The sequence below is a fragment of the Pseudophaeobacter flagellatus genome (assembly GCF_021228235.1).
Taxonomy (GTDB): domain Bacteria; phylum Pseudomonadota; class Alphaproteobacteria; order Rhodobacterales; family Rhodobacteraceae; genus Pseudophaeobacter; species Pseudophaeobacter flagellatus.
The window spans coordinates 55,284-75,276 of record NZ_JAJQRG010000002.1 but is presented as its reverse complement, the minus strand read 5'-3'; the positions used below and the strand labels follow the sequence as shown (position 1 = coordinate 75,276).

Here is a 19,993-nt window from a genome sequence, read left to right as displayed (position 1 = left end):
CTGGCCGCGGGGGCGGATCTTTCTAGCTGAGCGCCTTGCGGAAGTCTAGAAAGCGGGCATCTGTCTGGACCCGTGCATTGATCGCGTCGCGTAGCGCCCCAATCGTTTTATGGGGGCGCATTACCACCTCGAAGGTCTGGATCAACCCGGCATCATTCAGCGTGATCAGGTCAACGCCGACGCAGTCCAGATCACCGACCTTGCACTGGAACTCAAGGGCCCAATCGGCACCTTCGCCCATGATCCGGCGATAGCGGAAATCCAAGAAGATCTGCCCGACATGGCCCAGAACAGCGGCAACAGGTGCGCGTCCAGTCCAGGTTTTCCAATAGGTAGGCGGCAGAAAACGCACGTCTTCGGCCAGCAGCTCGGCGATGGCGGTTTCCTCGCCCTTGGCGACGACCTCCTGCATGCGGGTGATGGTTGGGTGCATTGTCTTCTCTCCCTTGGATTGCTTGCTGTGATGCTTGCGTTTAGCGGCCTGCGGGGCAAGCGCGACGTTGCGGGAACTTGCCCTGGACAGCAAGGCGCAGTAGGCAGGCGCTCATGGCAGTTTCAAGTGACTATACCCCGCCGCAGGACCCACTGGAGATCCTGCATCATGACGCCCAGATTCTGGTGGTCAACAAGCCCGCAGGTTTGCTCAGCGTTCCCGGACGTGGTGCGCATCTTGCGGATTGCCTGCTCACACGGGTGCAAGCGGTTTTCCCCGAGGCCCTGCTGGTGCATCGGCTGGACCGCGATACCTCGGGGGTTCTGGTTTTTGGCGTCACGCCGCATGCGCAGCGACATCTGTCGATGCAGTTTGAAAAACGTACTGCGCGCAAGGTCTATGTGGCGCGTCTTGCCGGGCGGCTAGAGCCAAGGGCCGGAGAGGTCGATCTGCCGATGATCGTGGATTGGCCCAATCGGCCGCGCCAGATGGTCTGCCATGACACGGGGAAACCCGCCTTGACCGAGTACCGGGTGGTGAAATTTGGCGAGGGTGAAACCCGTGTCCGCCTGACGCCCAAGACCGGGCGGACCCATCAGCTGCGGGTGCATATGCTGGCGCTGGGCCATGCGATTCTGGGCGATCCGCTCTATGCCAGTGGCGCGGGGTTGGATTATGATCGGATGATGCTGCATTCCGAAGAGCTCCGGATCAAGCACCCGGACAGTAGCCTGTCGATGAAGTTCCGCGCCAAGGCGGATTTCTAGCCGAATCAGCGCCAGATCAGCGACAGGGCATCAGGGGCTGATCTTCAGCCAGTCTGGCGGCAAAATATCAGGGTTGTGCAATTTGGGGTCGCCAAACCAGTTGGCCGGCCCAGCCACCCGTTTCTGCGGATTCTGGTTCAGCCAGGCGGCCCACCAGGAAAAAGAGCTGTTGCCGATGATATTATGCTGGCACAGGCTCATCAGGCGCATGTCTTCAAAATCGGTCTCCGGCCCGTTGAAATCGACAACGACCTTGCGACAGGGCAGCGGCAGATTGGCCTTGGCCCAGTCGGGATCATCCGAAAACACATAGACTGTGGGATCCCCACCGGCCAGCCCGTCCAGAAGGCGCGCCAGTGCCGCTTCGTAATAGGCCTGATCGCAGAGCACATGGGCCGAGAGGGCCACATAATCGCCGCGCCGCACATGCAGTGAGATGGCGTTATCGCCGGTGATCTGCGCCGCCATCTCGGCGTTCTGGGTATTTGAGACTTCGGGAAAGGTGAAATCGGCGCGAATCTGGTTCGCGATACCGGCGAAGTAGCGCTCGCTCTGCCAATAGCCATGCAGATAGCTGTCATCGCCCCAGTTTTCAAATGCGGGGTTATAGCCCAGCCCGCGCTCGCGGCGAAACTTTGGTGCCAGCCCCAATCCGCGCCACAGGGCATAGCGCAGCAGCGCTTCGTCTTTCAGTGGCGGCAGGGGGGCGGGCGGGGTGAGGGGCAGATCAAAGACCCGTGTCAGCACTCCCTCTCCGCGCCGTTCGGCACCGCGGCTGTCCAGCGCCACAGGGCAGTGCAGGCGGTGCGCCAGGGCGCGGGCGGCTGCGTATTGAAACATCTGGTTGCCAAGACGGCCATGCAGGCGAGCGGTGATCATGACAGGGTCCTTCCCGGCTTGTGCGCCTTTGTGAATAGAGCGAATATTCCGGTTTGACCAGTTCTGGCCTGCGCGAGGGCGGCGGCATGAGGCTTGACGCAAAGCGGGCGAGTGCCGTAAGGGGGCGCAAGGTTTGGGTTCCCTGCCTGCCGCAGCCCTGTCGGGGCCATGGTGAAACCCTAGAGACCAAGATCACATCTATCGCTCATATCTCTGGCGCGCTGGATGGCAATGCGGCCCCCATCATGACCTGCGTGCCTTTTGGGACGATATACAGATGACTGATTTTTCTAACATACCGCCTGTGGATGCGTTGAAGCTCCAGGCAAAGCGACTGCGACAGCAGCTTAAGTCTAGCGGCGTTGCCGTGGCCCATTCGCAATCTCTGGAACTGGTGGCGCAGCAATATGGCGCCCGCGATTGGAACACCCTGCAGGCGCGGGCCGGGAACCGGTTGCAGCTGCGCGTTGGCGATCATGTGCGCGGGCGCTATCTGGGGCAGGCCTTTACCGGCGAGGTGCGCAGCCTGACCCTGATGGGAGACGGCGAAAGCCGCCAAGTTGTCCTGCATTTCGATACCCCCGTGGATGTGGTGCGCTTTGAAAGCTTTTCCTCGTTGCGGCAACGGGTTCGGGGGGTGATCGGCTGGGATGGCTGTTCGACGCTCAAGACGTCGGATGGGGTGCCGCAGCTGGTGGTCGAAGGGGCCGCCAAGGCATGACGATATCCGGGCGCAGCGGCAGGATCACCGTTGGCGCGAACACAGCAAAGGCCGTCCAAGATGGGCGGCCTTTGCATGGGTTTATCGCTGCGCCAGCCGCAGTTTGGCGGCGGCGCTGACCTTATTCTGGCGTCCAGCCGCCCACCGATTTGACCTCAAGAAAGTCTTCGATACCCCAGCGACCACCTTCGCGGCCATTGCCGGACTGTTTCATACCACCAAAGGGCGCGCCGGCGCTGCGGGACTTGCCGTTGATTTCAACCATGCCAGACCGCAAAACGCGGGCCAGGCGATTGGCGCGGGCGCTGTCCTGGGTCTGCACATAGTTGGTCAGCCCATAGGGGGTATCATTGGCGATCTCGATGGCTTCCTCTTCGGTTTCAAAGGGGATGATGCTCAGGACCGGGCCAAAGATTTCTTCGCGTGCGACAACCATCTGGTTGTTCACATCGGCAAAGACCGTGGGCTTGACGTAAAAGCCCTTGTTCAGCCCTTCGGGGCGTCCGGTGCCGCCGGCGACCAGCTTGGCACCTTCATCAATGCCCTTTTGGATCAGGTCCTGAATCTTGTTCCACTGCACCTCGTTGACCACTGGGCCGATGTGGCGGCCTTCGTTTGAGGACGGACCAACGGATACCTTGGCGGCCACTTCGGCGGCGGTGGCGACGGCCTGGTCATAGACGCCCTTTTGCACCAACATCCGGCTTGGCGCGTTGCAGCTTTGGCCGGTGTTGTTCATCATGCTCAACACGCCGCGTTTGACCGCCTTTTCATCGGCATCGTCAAACACCAGGTTAGCCCCTTTGCCGCCCAGCTCCAGATGTACCTTTTTCAGGGTATCTGCGGCGGCTTTGGAAATCGCGGTGCCCGCGCGGGTGGAGCCGGTGAAAGACACCATATCCACATCGGGATGGGCGCTCAGCTGTGAGCCAACGCCAACGCCATCACCATTGACCAGGTTGAAGACACCTTTGGGGAAGCCGGCCTCGTCCATCATTTCGGCAAACAGGATCGCGTTCAGCGGGCTTTGCTCAGACGGCTTCAGCACCATGGTACAGCCGGCAACTGCCGCCGCTCCCACCTTCAGGGTGACCTGATTCATCGGCCAGTTCCAAGGGGTGATCAGCGCTGCAACGCCAACTGCTTCGTGGATGATGCGGTCATTGGGGGCGTGATCGCCCAGAGGCTCTTCAAAGGCAAAGGCCTTGGCCTCTTTGATGAAGTTGTCCAGGTGGTAGCTGCCGGCGCCAACCTGCTGGCTACGTGCCATTGAAATGGGGGCACCCATCTCCAGAGACATCGCTTCGGCCATTTCATCGCCGCGTTTGGCATAGATCTCGAGCAGTTTTTCCACCAGGGCAATCCGCTCTGCCACCGGGGTGGCCATCCAACCGGGCAGCGCGGCCTTGGCGGCGGCGACGGCGGCGTCGGTATCGGCCTGATCGCCCAGCGAGATTACCGCGCAGGCCTCTTCGGTAGAGGGGTCGATCACTTCGAAATCATGTGCTTGTGCGGGGGCCACCCACGCACCGTTGATGTAAAAGTCGCGTTTCTCAATCATGTCCGGGTCTCCCATTTCGATGCAGGTTCTGGCTGGCTGGCCAGAGGTCAAGCGGTACTCTGTCATCCCGGTTACGGAGGGGCAAGCTCTCATGCGGAATAATTTGATCAAATTATTCGTGCCAGTCGGATTGACGGCAAAGTTTGGCAGGGATTGGCCCAATCAGCCATGGCTCTGGTGTTTTGGGGTGGTGAATTTCCTGTTGGGCTGTAACGTTGCGGCATCATGAAACCGGGCTGTAGACTGGCCCGATGATGACCAAAGAGGAGACCGTTATGGGTTTGCGTATTAATGATGTCGTTCCAAACTTCACCGCCGAAACCGACCAGGGAGAGATCAGCTTCCACGATTGGATCGGCGACAGCTGGGCCATTTTGTTTTCTCACCCCAAGGATTTCACCCCGGTCTGCACCACCGAGTTTTCGGCAGTGGCGCAGTTGAGTGATGAGTGGGCGAAGCGCGGCACCAAGGTCATCGGCGTCTCTGTTGATGGTGTCGAGGACCATAAGAAATGGAAAGATGATATCGAGAAATACGGCAATGCCGCCGCTGGTTTCCCGATCATCGCCGATGAAGGTCTGGCCGTTTCCAAAGCTTTTGACATGCTGCCCGCCGAGGCCTACATGCCCGATGGGCGCACCCCTGCTGACAGTGCCACGGTGCGGTCTGTCTTTATCATTGGTCCCGACAAACAGCTGAAGTTGTCGATGACCTACCCGATGTCGGTTGGCCGCAACTTTGCCGAGATCCTGCGCGCCTTGGATGGGCTGCAAATGTCCACTGGCAACGGTGTCGCCACCCCGGCCAACTGGGTTCCGGGTGAAGATGTGATCATTCCGCCGACCGTATCGAACGAAGATGCCAAGGCCAAGTTTGGCGAATTCGAGACCGTCTTCCCCTATCTGCGCAAAACCAAAGCGCCCAGCTGAAGCTGGAAGACAGCTGTGACGTTCTGCAAAGGGGCCAATGGCCCCTTTGCTTTTTTGAGCCATTTCGCGATTGAGGCATACACCACGAGGGTGAAGCCCTTTTTCGGGGCTGGCGGCACAAAATGCCGGGAATACAGCTGAAACTCTGCCTCCGTTGTGGCAAAGGGATGATCCCCTCTGTGTTGCGGTGCCCTAGGCAGATCTCATCTGGGGTGTTCAGCAAGGACGAGACATGCGGCCCAATGCTGCAGTGTTTACCAGCGTCCGCTGGGTGTATTGAGCGGTCAGTTAAAGCTCTTGATCACCTTGCGAAGGTTCTTCTGCTCGATTGATAGGATACCTGCTGGCCCGACCAAGAAGAGGTTGAATGAGCATTCGATCAAGCCAGAGACTGCGCAGGTTTCGAAACTGCTCAATTCCAATTGTCATGTTTTCATGCCCGGACTTGGGTTGTGCCAGGTAGGTTCCTAAAATTCGATCCCACCACGGCAGGTTGAAGCCAAAGTTGCTGTTGGTCTCTGACGGGTGAATCGAGTGATGGACGCGGTGCATGTCTGGCGTGACGATGAACAGCCGCAACACCGAATCAATCCTGAGCGGAAGACGAATGTTGGAGTGGTTGAACAGAGAGCTTGCATTCAACAGCACTTCGAAAATCAAAACCGCAAATGCGGGCGGCCCAAGAGCCAGCACAACGCCAAGCTTGATCACCATGGAAAGAAGGATTTCCAGAGGGTGAAATCGCAGGCCCGTCGTGACGTCAAACTCGAGATCAGCATGGTGCATCCGGTGCAAACGCCAAAGTACTGGGACCGCATGAAACAGGACATGTTGCAAGTAGATGGCGAGATCCAGTGCTAGAACAGCAACGGGGAACACCATCCAGCCCGGAATGCGTATCTGATTGAGCAGGCCCCAGCCATTTTCCTGGGCGGTCACGGCGAGCCCGACAGCGACAACTGGGAATGCAAGCCTGACAAGCAGCGTGTCCAGCACGACCAGGGCAAGATTGTTCGACCAACGCAGGAGACGAGGAATTTCCACTCTCCTACGTGGCACTGCTACCTCCCAGACCGCCATGCCAATCAATACGCCAAGAAAGACCGTGAGGCGGATGACTGTTTCTTGTTCCAGAATGGTTTGCGGCATTTCAAGCACCGATGATGTCTTTGACCTGTCTTAAGTGACAGCATAGAGCCACTTGCAGTCATAGACTAACGATATCGCATGCTCGGCAATGTCCCGCACAGCTGAGCCTGGTGCCAGATGCAGCGTTGGGGATGTGTGAGACATGGAAAACAGCTGTGTTGGCGCATGTCGCGCGCCGGTCATTCAGAAAAACGAAGGCTACCCGGCCCATCCAGCTGTCAGACCGGGGTGGTAATTCGCGCTTGGCACTGGGGGGCTATTTTCTGAAGCAAGGTGGTCATGCCTGATGATTTGCACAGAAAGGACTCTCTGGTCAGCCTGGAACCGGCTGCCGGGGCGCTGTTCTATTTCGCTGTTTGCGGCCGTGATGAGATCTGGGCGCGATAGAGGGTGCGTTTGAATTCTCGGGTGAGTTTGCTGCCGGATTTTTGTTTCTGGATGGTGGATCCCCCCAGTGCCTCGGTCTGTTCGGAAACGCCGTTGGGCAGGATGGTGTGAATCGGCTGTTGGTGGATCCAATGCATCTGCAGAAAGGTGTCCACCGGACGGTCCAACATCTCGGTTGCGGCCAACAGGCGCTGGGCAGCGGTGCGGCCAACCACCTGCGCCACGGTCTGTAGCCCGATCACTTTGGGCAGGAACAGTTTGCTATCGCCTTCCTGGCCGAGCTGGGTGGCGGGGGCCTCGCGGCGTTTGGCCGGCAGGCGGATAAAGCAATCCGGGGTGGCAAAGCGGTCGATCAGGGCGCAGGCTTGGCCCCAGCCGATTGCGTCAAGGGCCAGGTCATCTTCGACAATCAGTGCGTAGTCCCAGCCGGTATCGATAATGCGCTGCCAGCAGCGCCGATGCGACAGGAAGCAGCCAATTTCGCCGGGGCCGAGCGCAAAGGGGTAGGGCGGCTGATGCAGGTCGCCGGGGCGCAGTATCTCTGCGTGATCTGCGGCGACCTTGCGCCCGTTCACGGCCTCGATCACCTCGGCGTCGGGGAGCGAGAACAGCAGGTGTTCGACATTGGCGGCGCGGTTGCTGCTGCCGGGCATATGGATGATCAGTGAATGCATATCTTCACCTAGCGCAGATCCGGCGCCGGGGAAAGCTATCTGCACAGACCCGGTGCCTGCCTGCCATTGATGATCTGTGCCTGTTGGAAACAGGGGTGATCTGGTGCCGCAACGGGCGTGAAAAAAGGCCCCGGCGCAACACGCCGGGGCCTTTTCATTCGTCAGATCAGAAGGCTGGATCAGTCTTCTTTTTGCTCAGGAGCCATCTCTTCGCCGGTTTCCTGATTGATCATTTTCATCGACAGGCGCACCTTGCCACGATCGTCAAAGCCCAAGAGCTTCACTTTCACTTCCTGGCCTTCCTTCAGAACATCCGAAGGGTGGTTCAGGCGGCGATTTTCGATCTGGCTGACATGTACCAGGCCGTCGCGCTTGCCAAAGAAGTTCACGAAGGCACCGAAGTCGACGATTTTGACAACTTTCCCGGTGTAGACTTTGCCTTCTTCTGGCTCGGCCACGATGGAATAGATCATGTCGTAGGCTTTCTTGATCGAGTCGCCGTTTGGCGATGCGATCTTGATGATGCCTTCGTCATTGATATCAACCTTGGCGCCGGAAACCTCGACGATCTCGCGGATGACTTTACCGCCAGAACCGATCACTTCACGGATCTTGTCGGTGGGCACCTGCATGGTCTCGATGCGGGGCGCGTGGATCGAGAAGTCGGCAGCACCGGACAGCGCTTTGTTCATCTCGCCGAGGATGTGGATACGGCCAGCTTTGGCCTGCTCCAGGGCTTTTTCCATGATCTCGGGCGTGATGCCTGCGATCTTGATGTCCATCTGCAAAGAGGTGATGCCTGCTTCGGTACCGGCCACTTTGAAGTCCATGTCGCCGAGGTGATCTTCGTCACCCAGGATGTCGGACAGGATCGCGTAGGAACCGTCGTCTTCCAGGATCAGACCCATGGCCACACCGGCAACCGGCGCTTTCAGCGGCACACCTGCATCCATCATCGACAAGGAACCACCGCAAACGGAGGCCATCGAGGAGGAGCCGTTCGATTCGGTGATCTCGGACACCACGCGGATGGTGTAGGGGAAGTCGGTTGCCGCAGGCAGAACCGCCTGAAGCGCACGCCATGCCAGCTTGCCGTGACCAATTTCACGACGGCCGGGGCCGCCCACACGACCAACTTCACCAACCGAATAGGGAGGGAAGTTATAGTGCAGCAGGAAGTTCGACTTGAAGTTGCCATGCAGCGCGTCGATGAACTGTTCGTCATCTCCGGTGCCCAGCGTGGTCACAACCAGACCCTGGGTTTCACCACGGGTGAACAGGGCGGAACCGTGGGTCCGTGGCAGCAGGCCGGTTTCGGACACGATATCGCGTATTTCGTCGGTGGCACGGCCATCGATACGCTTGCCGGTTTTGACAACATCGCCACGCAGAATGCCTGCTTCCAGCTTTTTCAGGGCGGAACCAAGGTTGGCGTCGTCCAGCTGCTCTTCGGTCAGGGATTCTTTGATGATGGCGCGTGCGGCGGCAACAGCGGCGGTGCGCTCTTGCTTGTCGCTGATCGCAAAGGCGGCGCGCATTTCTGTTTCACCAGCAGCTTTCACAGCTTCAAACAGATCAGCATAGTCGGGCGCGACAAAGTCGAAGGGCTCTTTCGCGGCGTCTTCTGCCAGCGAGATGATCAGGTCGATCACCGGCTGGATGGCCTCATGGGCAAATTTGACCGCGCCGAGCATTTCAGCTTCCGACAGCTCATAGGCTTCGGATTCGACCATCATCACCGCGTCTTTGGTGCCGGCAACAACCAGATCCAGGCGCTGATCAGGGTTCAGGCGCAGGTCCTGCATGTCGTCGACGGTTGGGTTGAGGACGTATTCGCCGCCTTCAAAACCAACGCGGGCCGCTGCGATTGGGCCCATGAAAGGCGCGCCAGACAGGGTCAGCGCCGCAGAGGCTGCGATCATCGCAACCATATCCGGGTCATTGACCAGATCGTGGCTTAGCACGGTGCACATCACCAGGACTTCGTTTTTGAAGCCAGGCACAAACAGCGGGCGGATCGGACGGTCGATCAGGCGCGCAGTCAGTGTTTCTTTTTCGGTTGGGCGCGCTTCGCGCTTGAAGAAACCGCCGGGCACTTTACCCGCGGCATAGTATTTTTCCTGGTAGTGGACGGTCAGGGGAAAGAAGTCCTGACCAGGCTTTTGCTGGCGGGCAAAAGTCACATTGGCCATAACGCTTGTTTCACCTAGGGTGGCGATGACCGAGCCATCAGCCTGACGGGCAACTTTGCCCGTTTCCAGTGTCAGCGTTTCTTCGCCCCACTGCATCGATTTTTTCGTAACGTTGAACATGTCAGCATCCTATATGGGAGCACTCCCAGGCGGATCCCGGGTCTCCCGTTGCATGTAGCGGCCGCATTGCCGCCGGCTTCTTCCATCTTTATTTCGCGTGTCGAAGCCAAGCACGTGTCTCAGATAAGTCGCCCATACAGCAGAATGGTGCCGAAAGAAAGGAAAAGCACAGGGGGGGCTCTTGCTACGCGCAGGATCGGCGATATAGTACCGGAAAGATGAGGACGACCTCCCCGCATGCGGCGGGATAGCGCACGGGACGGCCCGGTTTGGGGCCCTTTGGGGCCGCAGAGATATGGAATCTCAGATGCGCCGTACAGCAGATCGAATTCGTCACGCCATCAGTTTTGAAGTAATCGGCCTACTGGTGGCCATCCCTCTGGGAGCCTGGGCCTTTGGGCTGGAGATGCACGCAATTGGCGTAATTGCCCTGGTCGGGGCGACCCTGGCAACACTCTGGAACTATCTGTTCAATCTCGGCTTTGACCGCGCCATGATATACTGGGTTGGGCACAGTCGGAAATGGCCGGTCCTGCGGGTTTTTCATGCGCTGCTGTTTGAGGCAGGTCTGTTGGCGATGCTGTTGCCCTTCATCGCCTGGCACCTGCAAATCGGAATTTGGGCCGCGCTGGTGATGGACCTGGGGTTCGCCGGATTTTATCTTGTCTATGCCTTTGTTTATAACTGGGCCTATGATCTGGTGTTTCCGATTCCAGCGCGGCCGACCACCGATTAGAGCGCTTCGCTGGCGCTGGTAAAGCTGGTGGCGATCTGTTGCAGTGCCGCTTGGTTTGCCTTGTAGAATACCCAGTTCTTGATCTTTTTTGAGCTCACCAACCCGGCCTGCTCCAGGCTTTTCATATGGCTGGTCACTGTCGGTTGGCTGAGGCCGGTTTTGTCGGTGATAAAGCCAACACAAACACCATCCAAAACCAGATCACCATCGCGCTGCGGCGGGAAATGGCTTTGGGGATCCAGCAGCCAATCCATGATCTGAACCCGATGTGGATTGGCCAGGGCGCGCAGCGCGGCAAGATGGGTGACGAGCGGCTTGTTCATATAGTGAATCTTCTATATAGATATTTTTCGATATTAAATCGGATGGGGAGAGACTGCCATGGATGAGGATCAGTTGCTACAGGAAGCCGACAGGCGCGGCCGCAGCTATGTGTCGGGTGCCGAGACACGTCGCGTTTTTCCCAGTGATCAGGATGTTGCTGCGCTCTCGGGATTTGATGAGGCTCTGCCCGACCAGGGGCGCCCCGCAGCGGAAACCATTGCCTTGATGGATGATCTGGGTTCACCGGCCACAGTGGCCTCTAACGGGCCGAACTATTTTGGCTTTGTTATTGGCGCCAGCCTGCCGGTGGCGGCAGCGGCGGAACGTCTGGCGCTTGCCTGGGATCAATGCGCCTCGACTGAGGATGGCAGCCCGACGGCCTATGCTCTTGAACAGCAGGCCAGCAAGTGGATGCTGGAGATCCTGGACTTGCCGCGCAGCAGTGCCGTGGCCTTTGGCACCTCTGCCACTGCCTGTGGGCTCAGCTGTCTGGCAGCTGCCCGGGCCGATCTGTTGGCGCGGCAGGGCTGGGATGTGGTAAATGATGGGCTGCATGGCGCGCCCGAGGTCAAGGTGGTGGTGCCTGCCAGCACCCATGTCACTGTGCGCAAAGCGCTGCAGGTGCTGGGCTTTGGCTGGAACCGGGTGGTCAAGGCACCGGTGGATGACCAGGGGCGGATCCTGCCGGACCAGTTGCCGGACATGGATGCAACGACCCTGCTGGTGTTGCAGGCGGGCGAGGTCAACACGGGTGAGTTTGATGATTTCGCCGCGATCATTCCCCGAGCCAAGGCCGCAGGGGCCTGGGTGCATGTGGATGGGGCCTTTGGGCTCTGGGCCCGCGCGGCGCCAGGGTTGCGCGATTTGACCACGGGGATCGAAGGCGCCGACAGCTGGACCACCGATGGCCATAAATGGCTCAACACCCCCTATGACGGCGCCATGGCGATTTGCCGGGATCCCCAGGCTCTGGCCCGGGTGATGAACAGCGATGCCGCCTATTCCACCGCCTCGGCAGAGGCGCAAAAGAACCTGACGCTGGAATTCTCGCGTCGGGCGCGCGGTATTCCAATCTGGGCAGCGCTGCGCAGCCTGGGCAAGGCGGGGATCGCAGATCTGGTCACAGGCCACCACAATCAGGCCCGTCGAATTTGTGCTGCCCTGGAGGAGGCTGGGTTTGAGGTGTTGAACCGGGTGGTGCTCAATCAGGTCTTGGTGCGCGGCGGGGACGATGCTGCAACCGAGGTCATTTTGCAGAAAGTTCAGCAAAGTGGTACCTCTTGGTTTGGTGGCACCGTCTGGCAAGACCGCCCGGCATTCCGCATCAGCCTATCCTCCTTTCGCACCCAGGACAGGCATGTGGACCAGCTCATCAATCTGCTGGTCGGGATCGGCGCCAAAGGTGAAGGCTGATCGGCTGTGCGCCGACTGGCAAAACGCAGACTGGGCAGCGTCATTCAGTCCAGCGTCATCTCCGCTTGATCCGATCCGAAGGGCAATTCCTAGGCGCTGGGCTGTTTAAATATTGGCAGTCGCACTTTGCGTGTGGCGGTGCCAGAGACAGGGCCTGAGGACTGCGTGGTGCTGGGCTTTACCGTGGTGCGTTTCAGGTTCAGAGGCTTGAAGTCCCCCCGTTCCATGGATCTGTGCAGACGAAGTGAAAAGGTCAAGGTAAGTATCCTCGCGGTTGTTGTATGACCTTTCTATCCGATTTTCCGGCACTGTCTAAGATATGCAAGTGGCGAGTTTTTGGGTGCGATTGATACCGCTTATATCCAGAGGTGTAGGTGGTTCGGCGCATTTTGCCAGTTCCGCGCCCGCTGTTTCGGCTGCGGGGGATGGGGCCTGTTTGATATCCGATCCTAGGGGCGGGCAGGCCGATCGCTGCGTGCCAGAGTTGCCGCTTCTGCCCGGTCCAGGCTGGCCAGGGTCTGTTCCAAGGTGTCGCCTCTGGCTTTGGTCTTTAGCCAGATTTTGCGGCAGGAGGCAGGCGACCAAGGCAGTTTGGCCCCTTGAATCCAAAGCCGCAGGTCGCGCGGCAATTGATCGTAGGCCCGCATGGGGTCTTCCTTTCGTTTGCGGCGTTTTAGCTTGGTTTCCCCAATGTTCCTGATCCGGCGGCTGTGGTGGGCGATCTGTGTCATACTATCTGATGTTATGATATATTATTACTAGACTGGTAGCAATTTCGACTTCCGATCACAAGAGAGTTTGCAGGGAAAATGCTTCATCACAGGGCCTACGAATATGGGCGAGGTTGCGTTTGTTGTTCCATGGAAGTTAGGGAAGGGTACCTGAAAATTTGACCACCTATTGCGAAGTAGGTGATTTCCAAAGTGAGCTGCGTTCCATGACCGATCTCCATAATAGCGCGACATTCCAAAACAGATTCAACCAAGCACAGCGCTTTATTGCACCAACCATGCGCCAGGCCGGGCTGGACCTCAGTAAAATGCGAGCGCTGGAAATCGGGTGCGGCGAGGGGGCGAAAGTTTGCGCTTTGGCGCCGTTGTTTCAGACCTATGTTGGTATCGATTTGGACCGCCATGAACTGGCTATTGGGCAGGCCAATGTTGAGGCCCATGGTATCCAGAATGCAGAGCTGCGTTTGCAGGCGGCCAATGACCTGCCGCAGCTTTTGGCACAAGAGAGCTTTGACGTTATTTTCCTCTATGCTGTGATTGAACATTTGACGATTGAGGAGCGGCTCAACACATTGAAACTCTGTTGGGAGGCCCTGCCGCCCCATGGGTTATTGTATATCGGCGAGGCCCCAAACCGGATCGCGCCAATCGACTACCATTCGTCCAAAATGCCTTACTACAATCTGCTCCCCCGTGAGTTGGCCATTAAATTGGTTGATCGGTCTGGACATGAGAAATGGCGGCAAAGAGTTTGGGCGCAGGAAACCACCGAACTAGGGCTGTATCGCAATGGCCAGCATGTCGGGTTTGAGGACTTTGATCTCGGACTGATTCCGATGGATCAATTTGAACGGCATCTGATCGTCGATAATTGGTCAGAGGCCATGATGAACCTCTATCCCCTGCGCTGGTTTGAGCCGCGCAATCTGGAAGATTTTGAGTTTTTTGTGGCCTCTGGCACGTCAGAGCATCCAATCCCCCAGATGTTTGGGCGCTATTGGATCGAAGGAATCCTGGCAAAGACGCCCGCGGCGAAACCTTTGCCCAGAGTGCGTTTCCTAGAGCTGTCCGGGGTGGATCAAAAGCGGATTCACAGGGATCGTCTGGGGGTGCCAATTCATGGGGTCCATTTCAATTCCACGGCAAGGGTCACAGTGCCACCCGAGGTGCGCGAACTGTCCCTGGGCATTTCAGAAAAAAGCTATGGCGGGTTTCAACTGCTTTGGGGGGACGAGGTCCTCGGACATTATGCCGTTGAGGATATCCGAGCGGCCAACCTCGGCATCTGGACATTGCAATCCTGGAAGACCGTAAGGTTGCCACAATCGGGGGAGGCCAGACCGGTTGAGGTAATAATCCGACCCACAGAAGGCTCCTGGGTTGGTTTGTGTCCGCCATTTACGCGCTAGTCCTGCAGGCCGCGTATTTGTCACAAAAAACGCCCGCTCAAATCTGAGCGGGCGCTGATAATCCAAAATGGATCGGTGTTCTTAGCGGCGGATGCCAAGGCGTTTGATCAGGTCTTGGTAACGGGCCTCATCTTTGCCTTTGGTGTAATCTAGCAGCTTACGACGCAGGGCAACCATTTTCAAAAGGCCACGACGACCGTGGTTGTCTTTCTTGTGGGTTTTGAAGTGCTCGGTCAGGGTGTTGATGCGCGAGGTGAGGATAGCAACCTGTACTTCGGGCGAACCGGTGTCGCCTTCTTTGGTTGCGAATTCTTTCATCAAGCGTGTTTTTTCTTCAGCTGTAATCGACATCGGGGTCTCCTTTAAAAGGTTAGAGGGATGGCACAGGCCGGGATGTCGTCCAGCGCAGGCCCATGGAGTATAGCTGTCCCGAATCTATGACAGATGCGGACCAGATGCGGGCGTATAGGCGGTATTTCGGGAAAAGGCAAAGATGTTTTGCCCCGATGTTTCTATTGCGATCAACCAGGCAAGAACCCAGCAGAGATCGCAGATTGGCTGTCGATCAGCGCGATGTCAGAGATGCTCAGCCCTTTGCCGCCCGAAAGGCGCAGAACCTCAGCACCATTGACCCGGATGATTTGCTGGCCAGGGGTCTCTGCGTCGGGTTCGATTGTGATCTGCGGCTCTGCTTCGCTATCCGGGGTCCAGAACACCACCAACTGATCTTCGGAACTGTCAAAATCAATCAGTTCAACAGCTTCACCGCTGCCTGCCAGATCTTCGGCCCAGATGTGATCTGCGCCCTCGCCCGCGGTCACGATATCTCCTGCTCCGGCCACCAGGGTGTCGTCGCCTGCGCCGCCGTTGAGGTAATCCGTTTCGTCACCATCATCGGCCCCCCAGACCAAATCATCGCCGCTGCCGCCAAACAAGCTGTCCTGGCCTTCGCCGCCTGCCAGGGTGTCATTGCCGTCATTGCCATGCAGCGCGTCATTACCAGCCCCGCCGTCCAGGCTGTCATCGTCCGCACCGCCATGGGCGGTATCGTTGCCGCTGCCGCCTGTCAGGGTGTCTGCACCAAAGTGGCCAAATAGCGCGTCGTCGCCCGCATCGCCCTGCAGCGCGTCATCGCCGTATTCTCCGTGCAGGGTGTCATTGCCGCTGCCGCCCGTCAGCGTATCGTCCCCGGTTGCACCATGCAGGCTGTCATCGCCTGCGCCGCCCTCGATGGAGTCGTCGCCCGCATAGCCGTTCAATTGGTCGTTGCCGCCCAAGCCGGTGATGTGGTCGTTTGTGTCGCTGCCGACAATGGTGTCAGCCAGGTCAGATCCTGTCATCTGCGACCCGTCCAACAGCAGCAGATCGCCACTGCCGTCGCTCTCGGTCTCTGTGTCGCTGCTGCTGTCAATAAAATCGCAGAGCTCTAGCCCGCTGTCGGTGCCGCTGTCGTTGTTGCCCTCTGTTGCGCCATCGAGGAACTCGTCGGCAGGAATCACAGGACCATCTGCGGGGGCATCATCCGCGGGCTGATCGTCCCCGGCCTGATCCTCTGAGGTCTGATCGTCGCTAAAATCTAGCAGGGCGGCACCGCCAATTCCCATAAGCCCCAAAAGGCCTGCAAACCACAACATGGCATTACTCCAAAACCAAAGCGATCGTCGCGGAGATAGGGTGACGATCCGTGGTCAGTCTGCCATATCTGGCTTAATTGTCTCCAAACAAATGCAGAACACTGCGCATGGTTGCTTTGCTAGCAAGTTCAAACGCTTGGCAGATAACTCTGCGAATCCCGGCCGTTAAAAATGCGTCAATTCCAAAGCTGCGGGGCCTGAGAATAGGCGATGTAGAGCGGATGCTTGGGGTGGCCGTGCTTGCTCAGCCCCAGGTGATGCAGCGGTTTGCCGCTGGCGCGCAGCAGGTCGGCGATGATCGCGCCCTGGCCGCGATGCGCCCCATGGGTGCCCCAGGCGCAGATCACCATATCGGCCCAGTGCATGCCTGCAAGGATCGCCGCGCGATTGTCGGGGCCTTCCGGGTCAGCGGCGGCGCGCATCACCTTTGGATCGGTGGCGCGCAGGGCAAAGATATTGGTGGCTTGAAAACCGCCGAACCCCAGGGCGCGGGCGCGGCGTTCGCAGCGCTCGATCGTGGGGTCGTTTTGCACCTCTGTCGCCTTGGAGGGGTTGAGCATCACAAACATCACCCGCTGGCCTGCGGGCTCCCAAACGCGGGTCAGGCTGTAGCGATAGGTTTCGCAGTCGGAATAGACAGCGGTGGAGGGCGCATCGCCCTTGGTATGGCTGCGGCTGATCATGGCGCTGTCCTGCCAGTCTGCCAGCGATGAGGCAAGCCCATCGCAGCACAGACTTGTCAGGGGCTGTTTATCACTCTGGCTGCACAAACACGCGCGAGGGGTGCAATTCGCCTGCCTTGTAGATCCCCACGGCAACGGCCTTGCCCTCAAACGAGGCCCAGGCTTCATCGCCGTATTCGACGGTTGCCGCCAGCACCATGCCGGGATTGCCATTGCGCAGACGCACCGCACCTTCCGGGGTGCATTTCAGCTCGGGCAGATCGGCCAGCCCCTGTTCCAGCGGGCGCAAATAGCTGTCCAGCTCTGGTGTGCGTTCCATCCGCAGGATGTCGTCCAGCTTCAGCCCGTCGCTGGCATCGAAGGGGCCGGACCAGATGCGGCGCAGCTCCTTCACGTGGCCATGACAGCCCAGTGCCGCGCCCAGATCCCGCGCGATAGAGCGCACATAGCCGCCCTTGCCGCAGGTCATTTCCAGGACCACGTGGTCGGGATCGGGGCGATCCACCAACACCAGCTCTTCCACCCAAAGCGGCCGGGCGGCGATTTCAAAGTCATCATCGCCGTCGCGGGCCAGTTTATAGGCGCGCTGCCCGTCGATCTTGACGGCAGAAAATTTGGGCGGCACTTGCTGGATATCACCGATAAAGGCACCCAGCGCCTGCTTGATCTCTTCATCCGTGGGGCGTGCATCGCTGCTGGCAATGACTTCACCTTCGGCATCGTCGGTGTTGGTGGCCTGGCCCAGCCGCACGGTAAAGGTATAGGCCTTCAAGGCGTCGGTGATATAAGGGACGGTCTTGGTGGCTTCGCCCAGAGCAATGGCCAACACGCCGGTTGCTTCGGGGTCAAGCGTTCCCGCATGGCCGGCCTTCTTGGCCTCCAGCGCCCAGCGGACCTTGTTGACGACAGCGGTCGAGGTCAGCCCGGCGGGTTTATCCACCACCAGCCAACCTGAAATATCGCGCCCTTTGCGTTTGCGTGCCATGTGGTTCCCCGAATGCAAGTGAGGCGCGCGGCCTATCCCAGGGATGATGTCCTGTCAATTCGACAGTCCAAAGACCTGGATCGGTGTGATCAGATTCGATGCCATCCGGCGGCGGGTTATTCCACCACGCCGATGACCGGCCCCATCATGAAACCCGCATCAGATCGTCCGATCTGTGGCGCATGCAGGCGTGATATATTGCCGTCAAAATACAGCGCATTGGGCAGCTTCAGGTGGTCGCGAAACAGGCTGCCAAACTGGTGAAAGGTCACAGCATTACGCGAAATGGCAAAGACCACGCGGCGGCCATCCGCCGAGGTGCCAACGCCGTTGCGAATATAATACGAGGTAGAGTCGGGCAGAAACCGCGGATGCAGCGCGCCATCAATCACCAGCATCGGCCCCGATTGGGTGGCCGAGGTGCAGGTTGTGCCGGCATCGCGAAAGGCGAGGGTTTCAAACACATCGGCGCGGCCCTCGCGCAGGCACAAGACGCCATTGGGCAGCAGGCCAAAATTGCCGGGACCGGCGTTGGGGATCAGCCGCATCTCTTGTTTGCCGTCTTCGATATACAGACCAACCGGAGCGCGATTGGCGTGATACATGCCGGCATTGGTCGCAAAGGCGAGGGCCTTGCCTTCGGCCGCGAGCGCCTCTTCGATCCGGGAGAAATGGCCATAGACCTGGCCTTGTTCATTACGCAGAAACAGCCGAAGCTGCGCCCGGCTGGCATCCACGTCGCACAGCGTATAACGATTGCCATCATAGGCGATATCTTCGCACTGCAGGGGCGTTGTCTCGGCGATTGCCTGTTCGGTGATCTGTGAGGTCGTCACCACATCTGACCCGCTGTCGGCCCCCAGTGTTGGTGCCGCCCATAGGGCGGCCAGCACTGCAAGGGCCGGGCGGATCACTCGTCGAGATCGCGGCGCACCGCGTCCTGTTCCAGCATCTTGCGGGTGGCATCCATCTGATCATAGGTCAGATCCAGCTGAAAGCGCAGGTCGGGGGTGTATTTCATCCCCAGCTTCTTACCTGCCAGGGTGCGTAGCTCCCACTTGTTGCGGGCCAGCAGTTTTAGCAGGTCCTCTTGCCCCTTGCCGCCCAGCGGCAGCACATAGGCCGTCGCGATGCGCAGATCGGGGGTGACGCGGACCTCACCGACGGTCACGGACATGCGGTTCAGCTCGGGGTCGTGCAGTTCCCCACGCATCAGCACTTCGGACAGGGTCCGGCGGATCAGCTCGCCGACGCGCAGCTGCCGTTGGGAGGGGGCGCGCCCCTCAGGAGATTTGTTCTTTGCCATATCTTCGATCTAAGCCGAAACCAGCCCTTTGCCAAGTCATCGCCAAGCAGGTAGGAGAAAACCAGCAAAAACATCGACCCATTCAGCAATGAGGACCACAGCAATGACCAAAACACCGGGGATCGTGATCACGGGGGCCTCTGGCCGCATGGGGCAGATGTTGATCAAGACGGTGCTGGACAGCGACAAGGCGCGGCTGGTCGGCGTGGTGGAACGCAGCGGTCATCCCTGGGTCGGACAGGATCTTGGCCTGGCGATGGGTGGCAGTGCAATCGGCGTGATGGTCAGCGATGATCCGCAGGCGGTGTTTGCGCAGGCGCAGGCGGTGATTGATTTCACTTCCCCCGAGGCCACATTGGCCTTTTCCAAAATGGCGGCCAAGGCGGGCGTGGTGCATGTGATTGGCACCACGGGCATGTCCGAGGCGCAGATCGCGGCGTTGAAAACTGCTGCGGCTGAGACGGTTCTGGTTCGGGCCGGCAATATGAGCCTGGGCGTCAACTTGCTGGTGCAGTTGACCAAAAAGGTTGCCGCCGCGCTGGATGAAGATTTCGATATCGAGGTGATCGAGGCGCATCACCATCACAAGGTGGATGCTCCCTCAGGCACCGCGCTGATGCTGGGTGAAGCCGCCGCCGAGGGGCGCGGTGTTGTGCTGGCGGATGTGTCTGATTCGGGGCGTGATGGCATCACCGGGGCACGTAAACGTGGTGACATCGGCTTTAGCGCGATTCGCGGCGGCGATATCGTGGGGGAGCATGACGTGCTTTTTGCTGCCGCCGGGGAACGCATCGTGCTGCGCCATATGGCGACGGATCGGGCAATTTTTGCCCGCGGCGCGCTGAAGGCGGCGCTCTGGGGGCAGGGGCAGGCGCCGGGGGAATATGACATGCTGGCCGTGCTTGGGCTGTAAGCCGCATCAGTCGGCCATCCAAGGGCCTGTCGCGATCATTGGCATTG

The 19,993-nt window shown here is 59.0% G+C and carries 21 protein-coding genes; 7 read left to right on the top strand and 14 right to left on the bottom strand.

Annotation, left to right across the window (positions count from 1 at the left end; genetic code table 11):
* Window positions 1–22: 22 nt before the first annotated feature.
* On the bottom strand, window positions 23–433 hold the full coding sequence (locus LRK71_RS03885) for a nuclear transport factor 2 family protein (protein ID WP_232401243.1): 411 nt from the start codon (window positions 431–433) through the stop codon (window positions 23–25).
* A gap of 113 nt (window positions 434–546) precedes the next feature.
* Here LRK71_RS03885 and LRK71_RS03880 point away from each other — a divergent pair, with 113 nt between their 5' ends.
* The gene (locus LRK71_RS03880) at window positions 547–1,200 is read left to right on the top strand and encodes a pseudouridine synthase (RefSeq protein WP_232401241.1); all 654 of its coding nucleotides are present in this window, start codon (window positions 547–549) and stop codon (window positions 1,198–1,200) included.
* 30 nt (window positions 1,201–1,230) lie between these two features.
* Here LRK71_RS03880 and LRK71_RS03875 read toward each other — a convergent pair whose 3' ends face one another.
* The gene (locus LRK71_RS03875) at window positions 1,231–2,079 is read right to left on the bottom strand and encodes an alpha-1,2-fucosyltransferase (RefSeq protein ID WP_232401239.1); all 849 of its coding nucleotides are present in this window, start codon (window positions 2,077–2,079) and stop codon (window positions 1,231–1,233) included.
* A gap of 277 nt (window positions 2,080–2,356) precedes the next feature.
* Between LRK71_RS03875 and LRK71_RS03870 the strand changes: the two genes are divergently transcribed.
* Window positions 2,357–2,800, top strand: a complete 444-nt coding sequence (locus tag LRK71_RS03870) for a glyoxalase superfamily protein (protein WP_232401238.1) — start codon at window positions 2,357–2,359, stop codon at window positions 2,798–2,800.
* A 121-nt stretch (window positions 2,801–2,921) separates the two neighbouring features.
* Here the strand turns inward: LRK71_RS03870 and LRK71_RS03865 are convergent, their stop codons facing one another.
* Window positions 2,922–4,361, bottom strand: a complete 1,440-nt coding sequence (locus LRK71_RS03865; protein ID WP_232401236.1) for an aldehyde dehydrogenase family protein — start codon at window positions 4,359–4,361, stop codon at window positions 2,922–2,924.
* Between the two features lie 275 nt (window positions 4,362–4,636).
* On the opposite strand from LRK71_RS03865, the gene LRK71_RS03860 reads away from it, so the two are divergent.
* On the top strand, window positions 4,637–5,290 hold the full coding sequence (locus tag LRK71_RS03860; RefSeq protein WP_232401233.1) for a peroxiredoxin: 654 nt from the start codon (window positions 4,637–4,639) through the stop codon (window positions 5,288–5,290).
* Between the two features lie 288 nt (window positions 5,291–5,578).
* On the opposite strand, the gene LRK71_RS03855 is transcribed toward LRK71_RS03860, so the two are convergent.
* The 3 genes from LRK71_RS03855 to pnp form a co-directional block, all read right to left on the bottom strand.
* Window positions 5,579–6,439 (bottom strand): sterol desaturase family protein, encoded by an 861-nt coding sequence (locus tag LRK71_RS03855; RefSeq protein WP_232401960.1) that lies wholly within the window; start codon window positions 6,437–6,439, stop codon window positions 5,579–5,581.
* Between the two features lie 344 nt (window positions 6,440–6,783).
* Complete coding sequence (locus tag LRK71_RS03850) at window positions 6,784–7,500, bottom strand: glycosyltransferase family 25 protein (RefSeq protein ID WP_232401231.1); 717 nt, start codon at window positions 7,498–7,500, stop codon at window positions 6,784–6,786.
* A gap of 179 nt (window positions 7,501–7,679) precedes the next feature.
* Window positions 7,680–9,812 (bottom strand): polyribonucleotide nucleotidyltransferase, encoded by a 2,133-nt coding sequence (gene pnp, locus LRK71_RS03845; RefSeq protein WP_232401228.1) that lies wholly within the window; start codon window positions 9,810–9,812, stop codon window positions 7,680–7,682.
* A 307-nt stretch (window positions 9,813–10,119) separates the two neighbouring features.
* Between pnp and LRK71_RS03840 the strand changes: the two genes are divergently transcribed.
* Window positions 10,120–10,548 carry a PACE efflux transporter gene (locus LRK71_RS03840; RefSeq protein ID WP_232401225.1) on the top strand — a complete coding sequence of 143 codons (429 nt, stop codon included), beginning with the start codon at window positions 10,120–10,122 and terminating at the stop codon, window positions 10,546–10,548.
* Here LRK71_RS03840 and LRK71_RS03835 read toward each other — a convergent pair.
* Window positions 10,545–10,871, bottom strand: a complete 327-nt coding sequence (locus LRK71_RS03835; protein ID WP_232401223.1) for an ArsR/SmtB family transcription factor — start codon at window positions 10,869–10,871, stop codon at window positions 10,545–10,547. The genes LRK71_RS03840 and LRK71_RS03835 overlap by 4 nt on opposite strands.
* Window positions 10,872–10,929: 58 nt before the next feature.
* Between LRK71_RS03835 and LRK71_RS03830 the strand changes: the two genes are divergently transcribed.
* Window positions 10,930–12,285, top strand: a complete 1,356-nt coding sequence (locus LRK71_RS03830) for a pyridoxal phosphate-dependent decarboxylase family protein (protein WP_232401221.1) — start codon at window positions 10,930–10,932, stop codon at window positions 12,283–12,285.
* A gap of 449 nt (window positions 12,286–12,734) precedes the next feature.
* On the opposite strand, the gene LRK71_RS03825 is transcribed toward LRK71_RS03830, so the two are convergent.
* A complete protein-coding gene (locus tag LRK71_RS03825) occupies window positions 12,735–13,016 on the bottom strand; it encodes a DUF6525 family protein (RefSeq protein ID WP_232401219.1) in 282 nt (93 codons plus the stop codon).
* A gap of 206 nt (window positions 13,017–13,222) precedes the next feature.
* Between LRK71_RS03825 and LRK71_RS03820 the strand changes: the two genes are divergently transcribed.
* Entirely contained in the window at window positions 13,223–14,425 is a 1,203-nt protein-coding gene (locus LRK71_RS03820; RefSeq protein WP_232401218.1) for a class I SAM-dependent methyltransferase, read from the top strand.
* A gap of 81 nt (window positions 14,426–14,506) precedes the next feature.
* Here the strand turns inward: LRK71_RS03820 and rpsO are convergent, their stop codons facing one another.
* The 6 genes from rpsO to rbfA form a co-directional block, all read right to left on the bottom strand.
* Window positions 14,507–14,776, bottom strand: a complete 270-nt coding sequence (gene rpsO, locus LRK71_RS03815; RefSeq protein WP_232401216.1) for a 30S ribosomal protein S15 — start codon at window positions 14,774–14,776, stop codon at window positions 14,507–14,509.
* A gap of 170 nt (window positions 14,777–14,946) precedes the next feature.
* On the bottom strand, window positions 14,947–16,059 hold the full coding sequence (locus tag LRK71_RS03810) for a calcium-binding protein (protein ID WP_232401214.1): 1,113 nt from the start codon (window positions 16,057–16,059) through the stop codon (window positions 14,947–14,949).
* Window positions 16,060–16,235: 176 nt separating this feature from the next.
* Complete coding sequence (locus tag LRK71_RS03805; protein ID WP_232401213.1) at window positions 16,236–16,742, bottom strand: DUF1643 domain-containing protein; 507 nt, start codon at window positions 16,740–16,742, stop codon at window positions 16,236–16,238.
* A gap of 70 nt (window positions 16,743–16,812) precedes the next feature.
* Window positions 16,813–17,727: a tRNA pseudouridine(55) synthase TruB gene (gene truB / locus LRK71_RS03800; RefSeq protein WP_232401210.1), complete on the bottom strand. Its 915-nt coding sequence runs from the start codon at window positions 17,725–17,727 to the stop codon at window positions 16,813–16,815.
* Window positions 17,728–17,843: 116 nt separating this feature from the next.
* On the bottom strand, window positions 17,844–18,641 hold the full coding sequence (locus LRK71_RS03795; protein ID WP_408635971.1) for a phosphodiester glycosidase family protein: 798 nt from the start codon (window positions 18,639–18,641) through the stop codon (window positions 17,844–17,846).
* Entirely contained in the window at window positions 18,638–19,033 is a 396-nt protein-coding gene (gene rbfA / locus LRK71_RS03790; protein ID WP_232401208.1) for a 30S ribosome-binding factor RbfA, read from the bottom strand. The genes LRK71_RS03795 and rbfA overlap by 4 nt, the downstream gene beginning before the upstream one ends.
* 103 nt (window positions 19,034–19,136) lie before the next feature.
* Here rbfA and dapB point away from each other — a divergent pair, with 103 nt between their 5' ends.
* Complete coding sequence (dapB, locus tag LRK71_RS03785; protein ID WP_232401207.1) at window positions 19,137–19,946, top strand: 4-hydroxy-tetrahydrodipicolinate reductase; 810 nt, start codon at window positions 19,137–19,139, stop codon at window positions 19,944–19,946.
* Window positions 19,947–19,993: the final 47 nt, after the last annotated feature.

Excerpts from the sequence above, each read along its gene's own strand:
- LRK71_RS03810 (WP_232401214.1), bottom strand. The coding sequence starts at position 16,059 with ATGTTGTGGTTTGCAGGCCTTTTGGGGCTTATGGGAATTGGCGGTGCC.
- pnp (WP_232401228.1), bottom strand. The coding sequence starts at position 9,812 with ATGTTCAACGTTACGAAAAAATCGATGCAGTGGGGCGAAGAAACGCTG.
- LRK71_RS03875 (WP_232401239.1), bottom strand. The coding sequence starts at position 2,079 with ATGATCACCGCTCGCCTGCATGGCCGTCTTGGCAACCAGATGTTTCAA.
- LRK71_RS03850 (WP_232401231.1), bottom strand. The coding sequence starts at position 7,500 with ATGCATTCACTGATCATCCATATGCCCGGCAGCAGCAACCGCGCCGCC.
- truB (WP_232401210.1), bottom strand. The coding sequence starts at position 17,727 with ATGGCACGCAAACGCAAAGGGCGCGATATTTCAGGTTGGCTGGTGGTG.
- dapB (WP_232401207.1), top strand. The coding sequence starts at position 19,137 with ATGACCAAAACACCGGGGATCGTGATCACGGGGGCCTCTGGCCGCATG.
- LRK71_RS03840 (WP_232401225.1), top strand. The coding sequence starts at position 10,120 with ATGCGCCGTACAGCAGATCGAATTCGTCACGCCATCAGTTTTGAAGTA.
- LRK71_RS03885 (WP_232401243.1), bottom strand. The coding sequence starts at position 433 with ATGCACCCAACCATCACCCGCATGCAGGAGGTCGTCGCCAAGGGCGAG.
- LRK71_RS03825 (WP_232401219.1), bottom strand. The coding sequence starts at position 13,016 with ATGACACAGATCGCCCACCACAGCCGCCGGATCAGGAACATTGGGGAA.
- LRK71_RS03830 (WP_232401221.1), top strand. The coding sequence starts at position 10,930 with ATGGATGAGGATCAGTTGCTACAGGAAGCCGACAGGCGCGGCCGCAGC.
- LRK71_RS03860 (WP_232401233.1), top strand. The coding sequence starts at position 4,637 with ATGGGTTTGCGTATTAATGATGTCGTTCCAAACTTCACCGCCGAAACC.
- LRK71_RS03865 (WP_232401236.1), bottom strand. The coding sequence starts at position 4,361 with ATGATTGAGAAACGCGACTTTTACATCAACGGTGCGTGGGTGGCCCCC.
- rbfA (WP_232401208.1), bottom strand. The coding sequence starts at position 19,033 with ATGGCAAAGAACAAATCTCCTGAGGGGCGCGCCCCCTCCCAACGGCAG.
- LRK71_RS03820 (WP_232401218.1), top strand. The coding sequence starts at position 13,223 with ATGACCGATCTCCATAATAGCGCGACATTCCAAAACAGATTCAACCAA.
- LRK71_RS03835 (WP_232401223.1), bottom strand. The coding sequence starts at position 10,871 with ATGAACAAGCCGCTCGTCACCCATCTTGCCGCGCTGCGCGCCCTGGCC.
- LRK71_RS03880 (WP_232401241.1), top strand. The coding sequence starts at position 547 with ATGGCAGTTTCAAGTGACTATACCCCGCCGCAGGACCCACTGGAGATC.
- rpsO (WP_232401216.1), bottom strand. The coding sequence starts at position 14,776 with ATGTCGATTACAGCTGAAGAAAAAACACGCTTGATGAAAGAATTCGCA.
- LRK71_RS03805 (WP_232401213.1), bottom strand. The coding sequence starts at position 16,742 with ATGATCAGCCGCAGCCATACCAAGGGCGATGCGCCCTCCACCGCTGTC.
- LRK71_RS03855 (WP_232401960.1), bottom strand. The coding sequence starts at position 6,439 with ATGCCGCAAACCATTCTGGAACAAGAAACAGTCATCCGCCTCACGGTC.
- LRK71_RS03870 (WP_232401238.1), top strand. The coding sequence starts at position 2,357 with ATGACTGATTTTTCTAACATACCGCCTGTGGATGCGTTGAAGCTCCAG.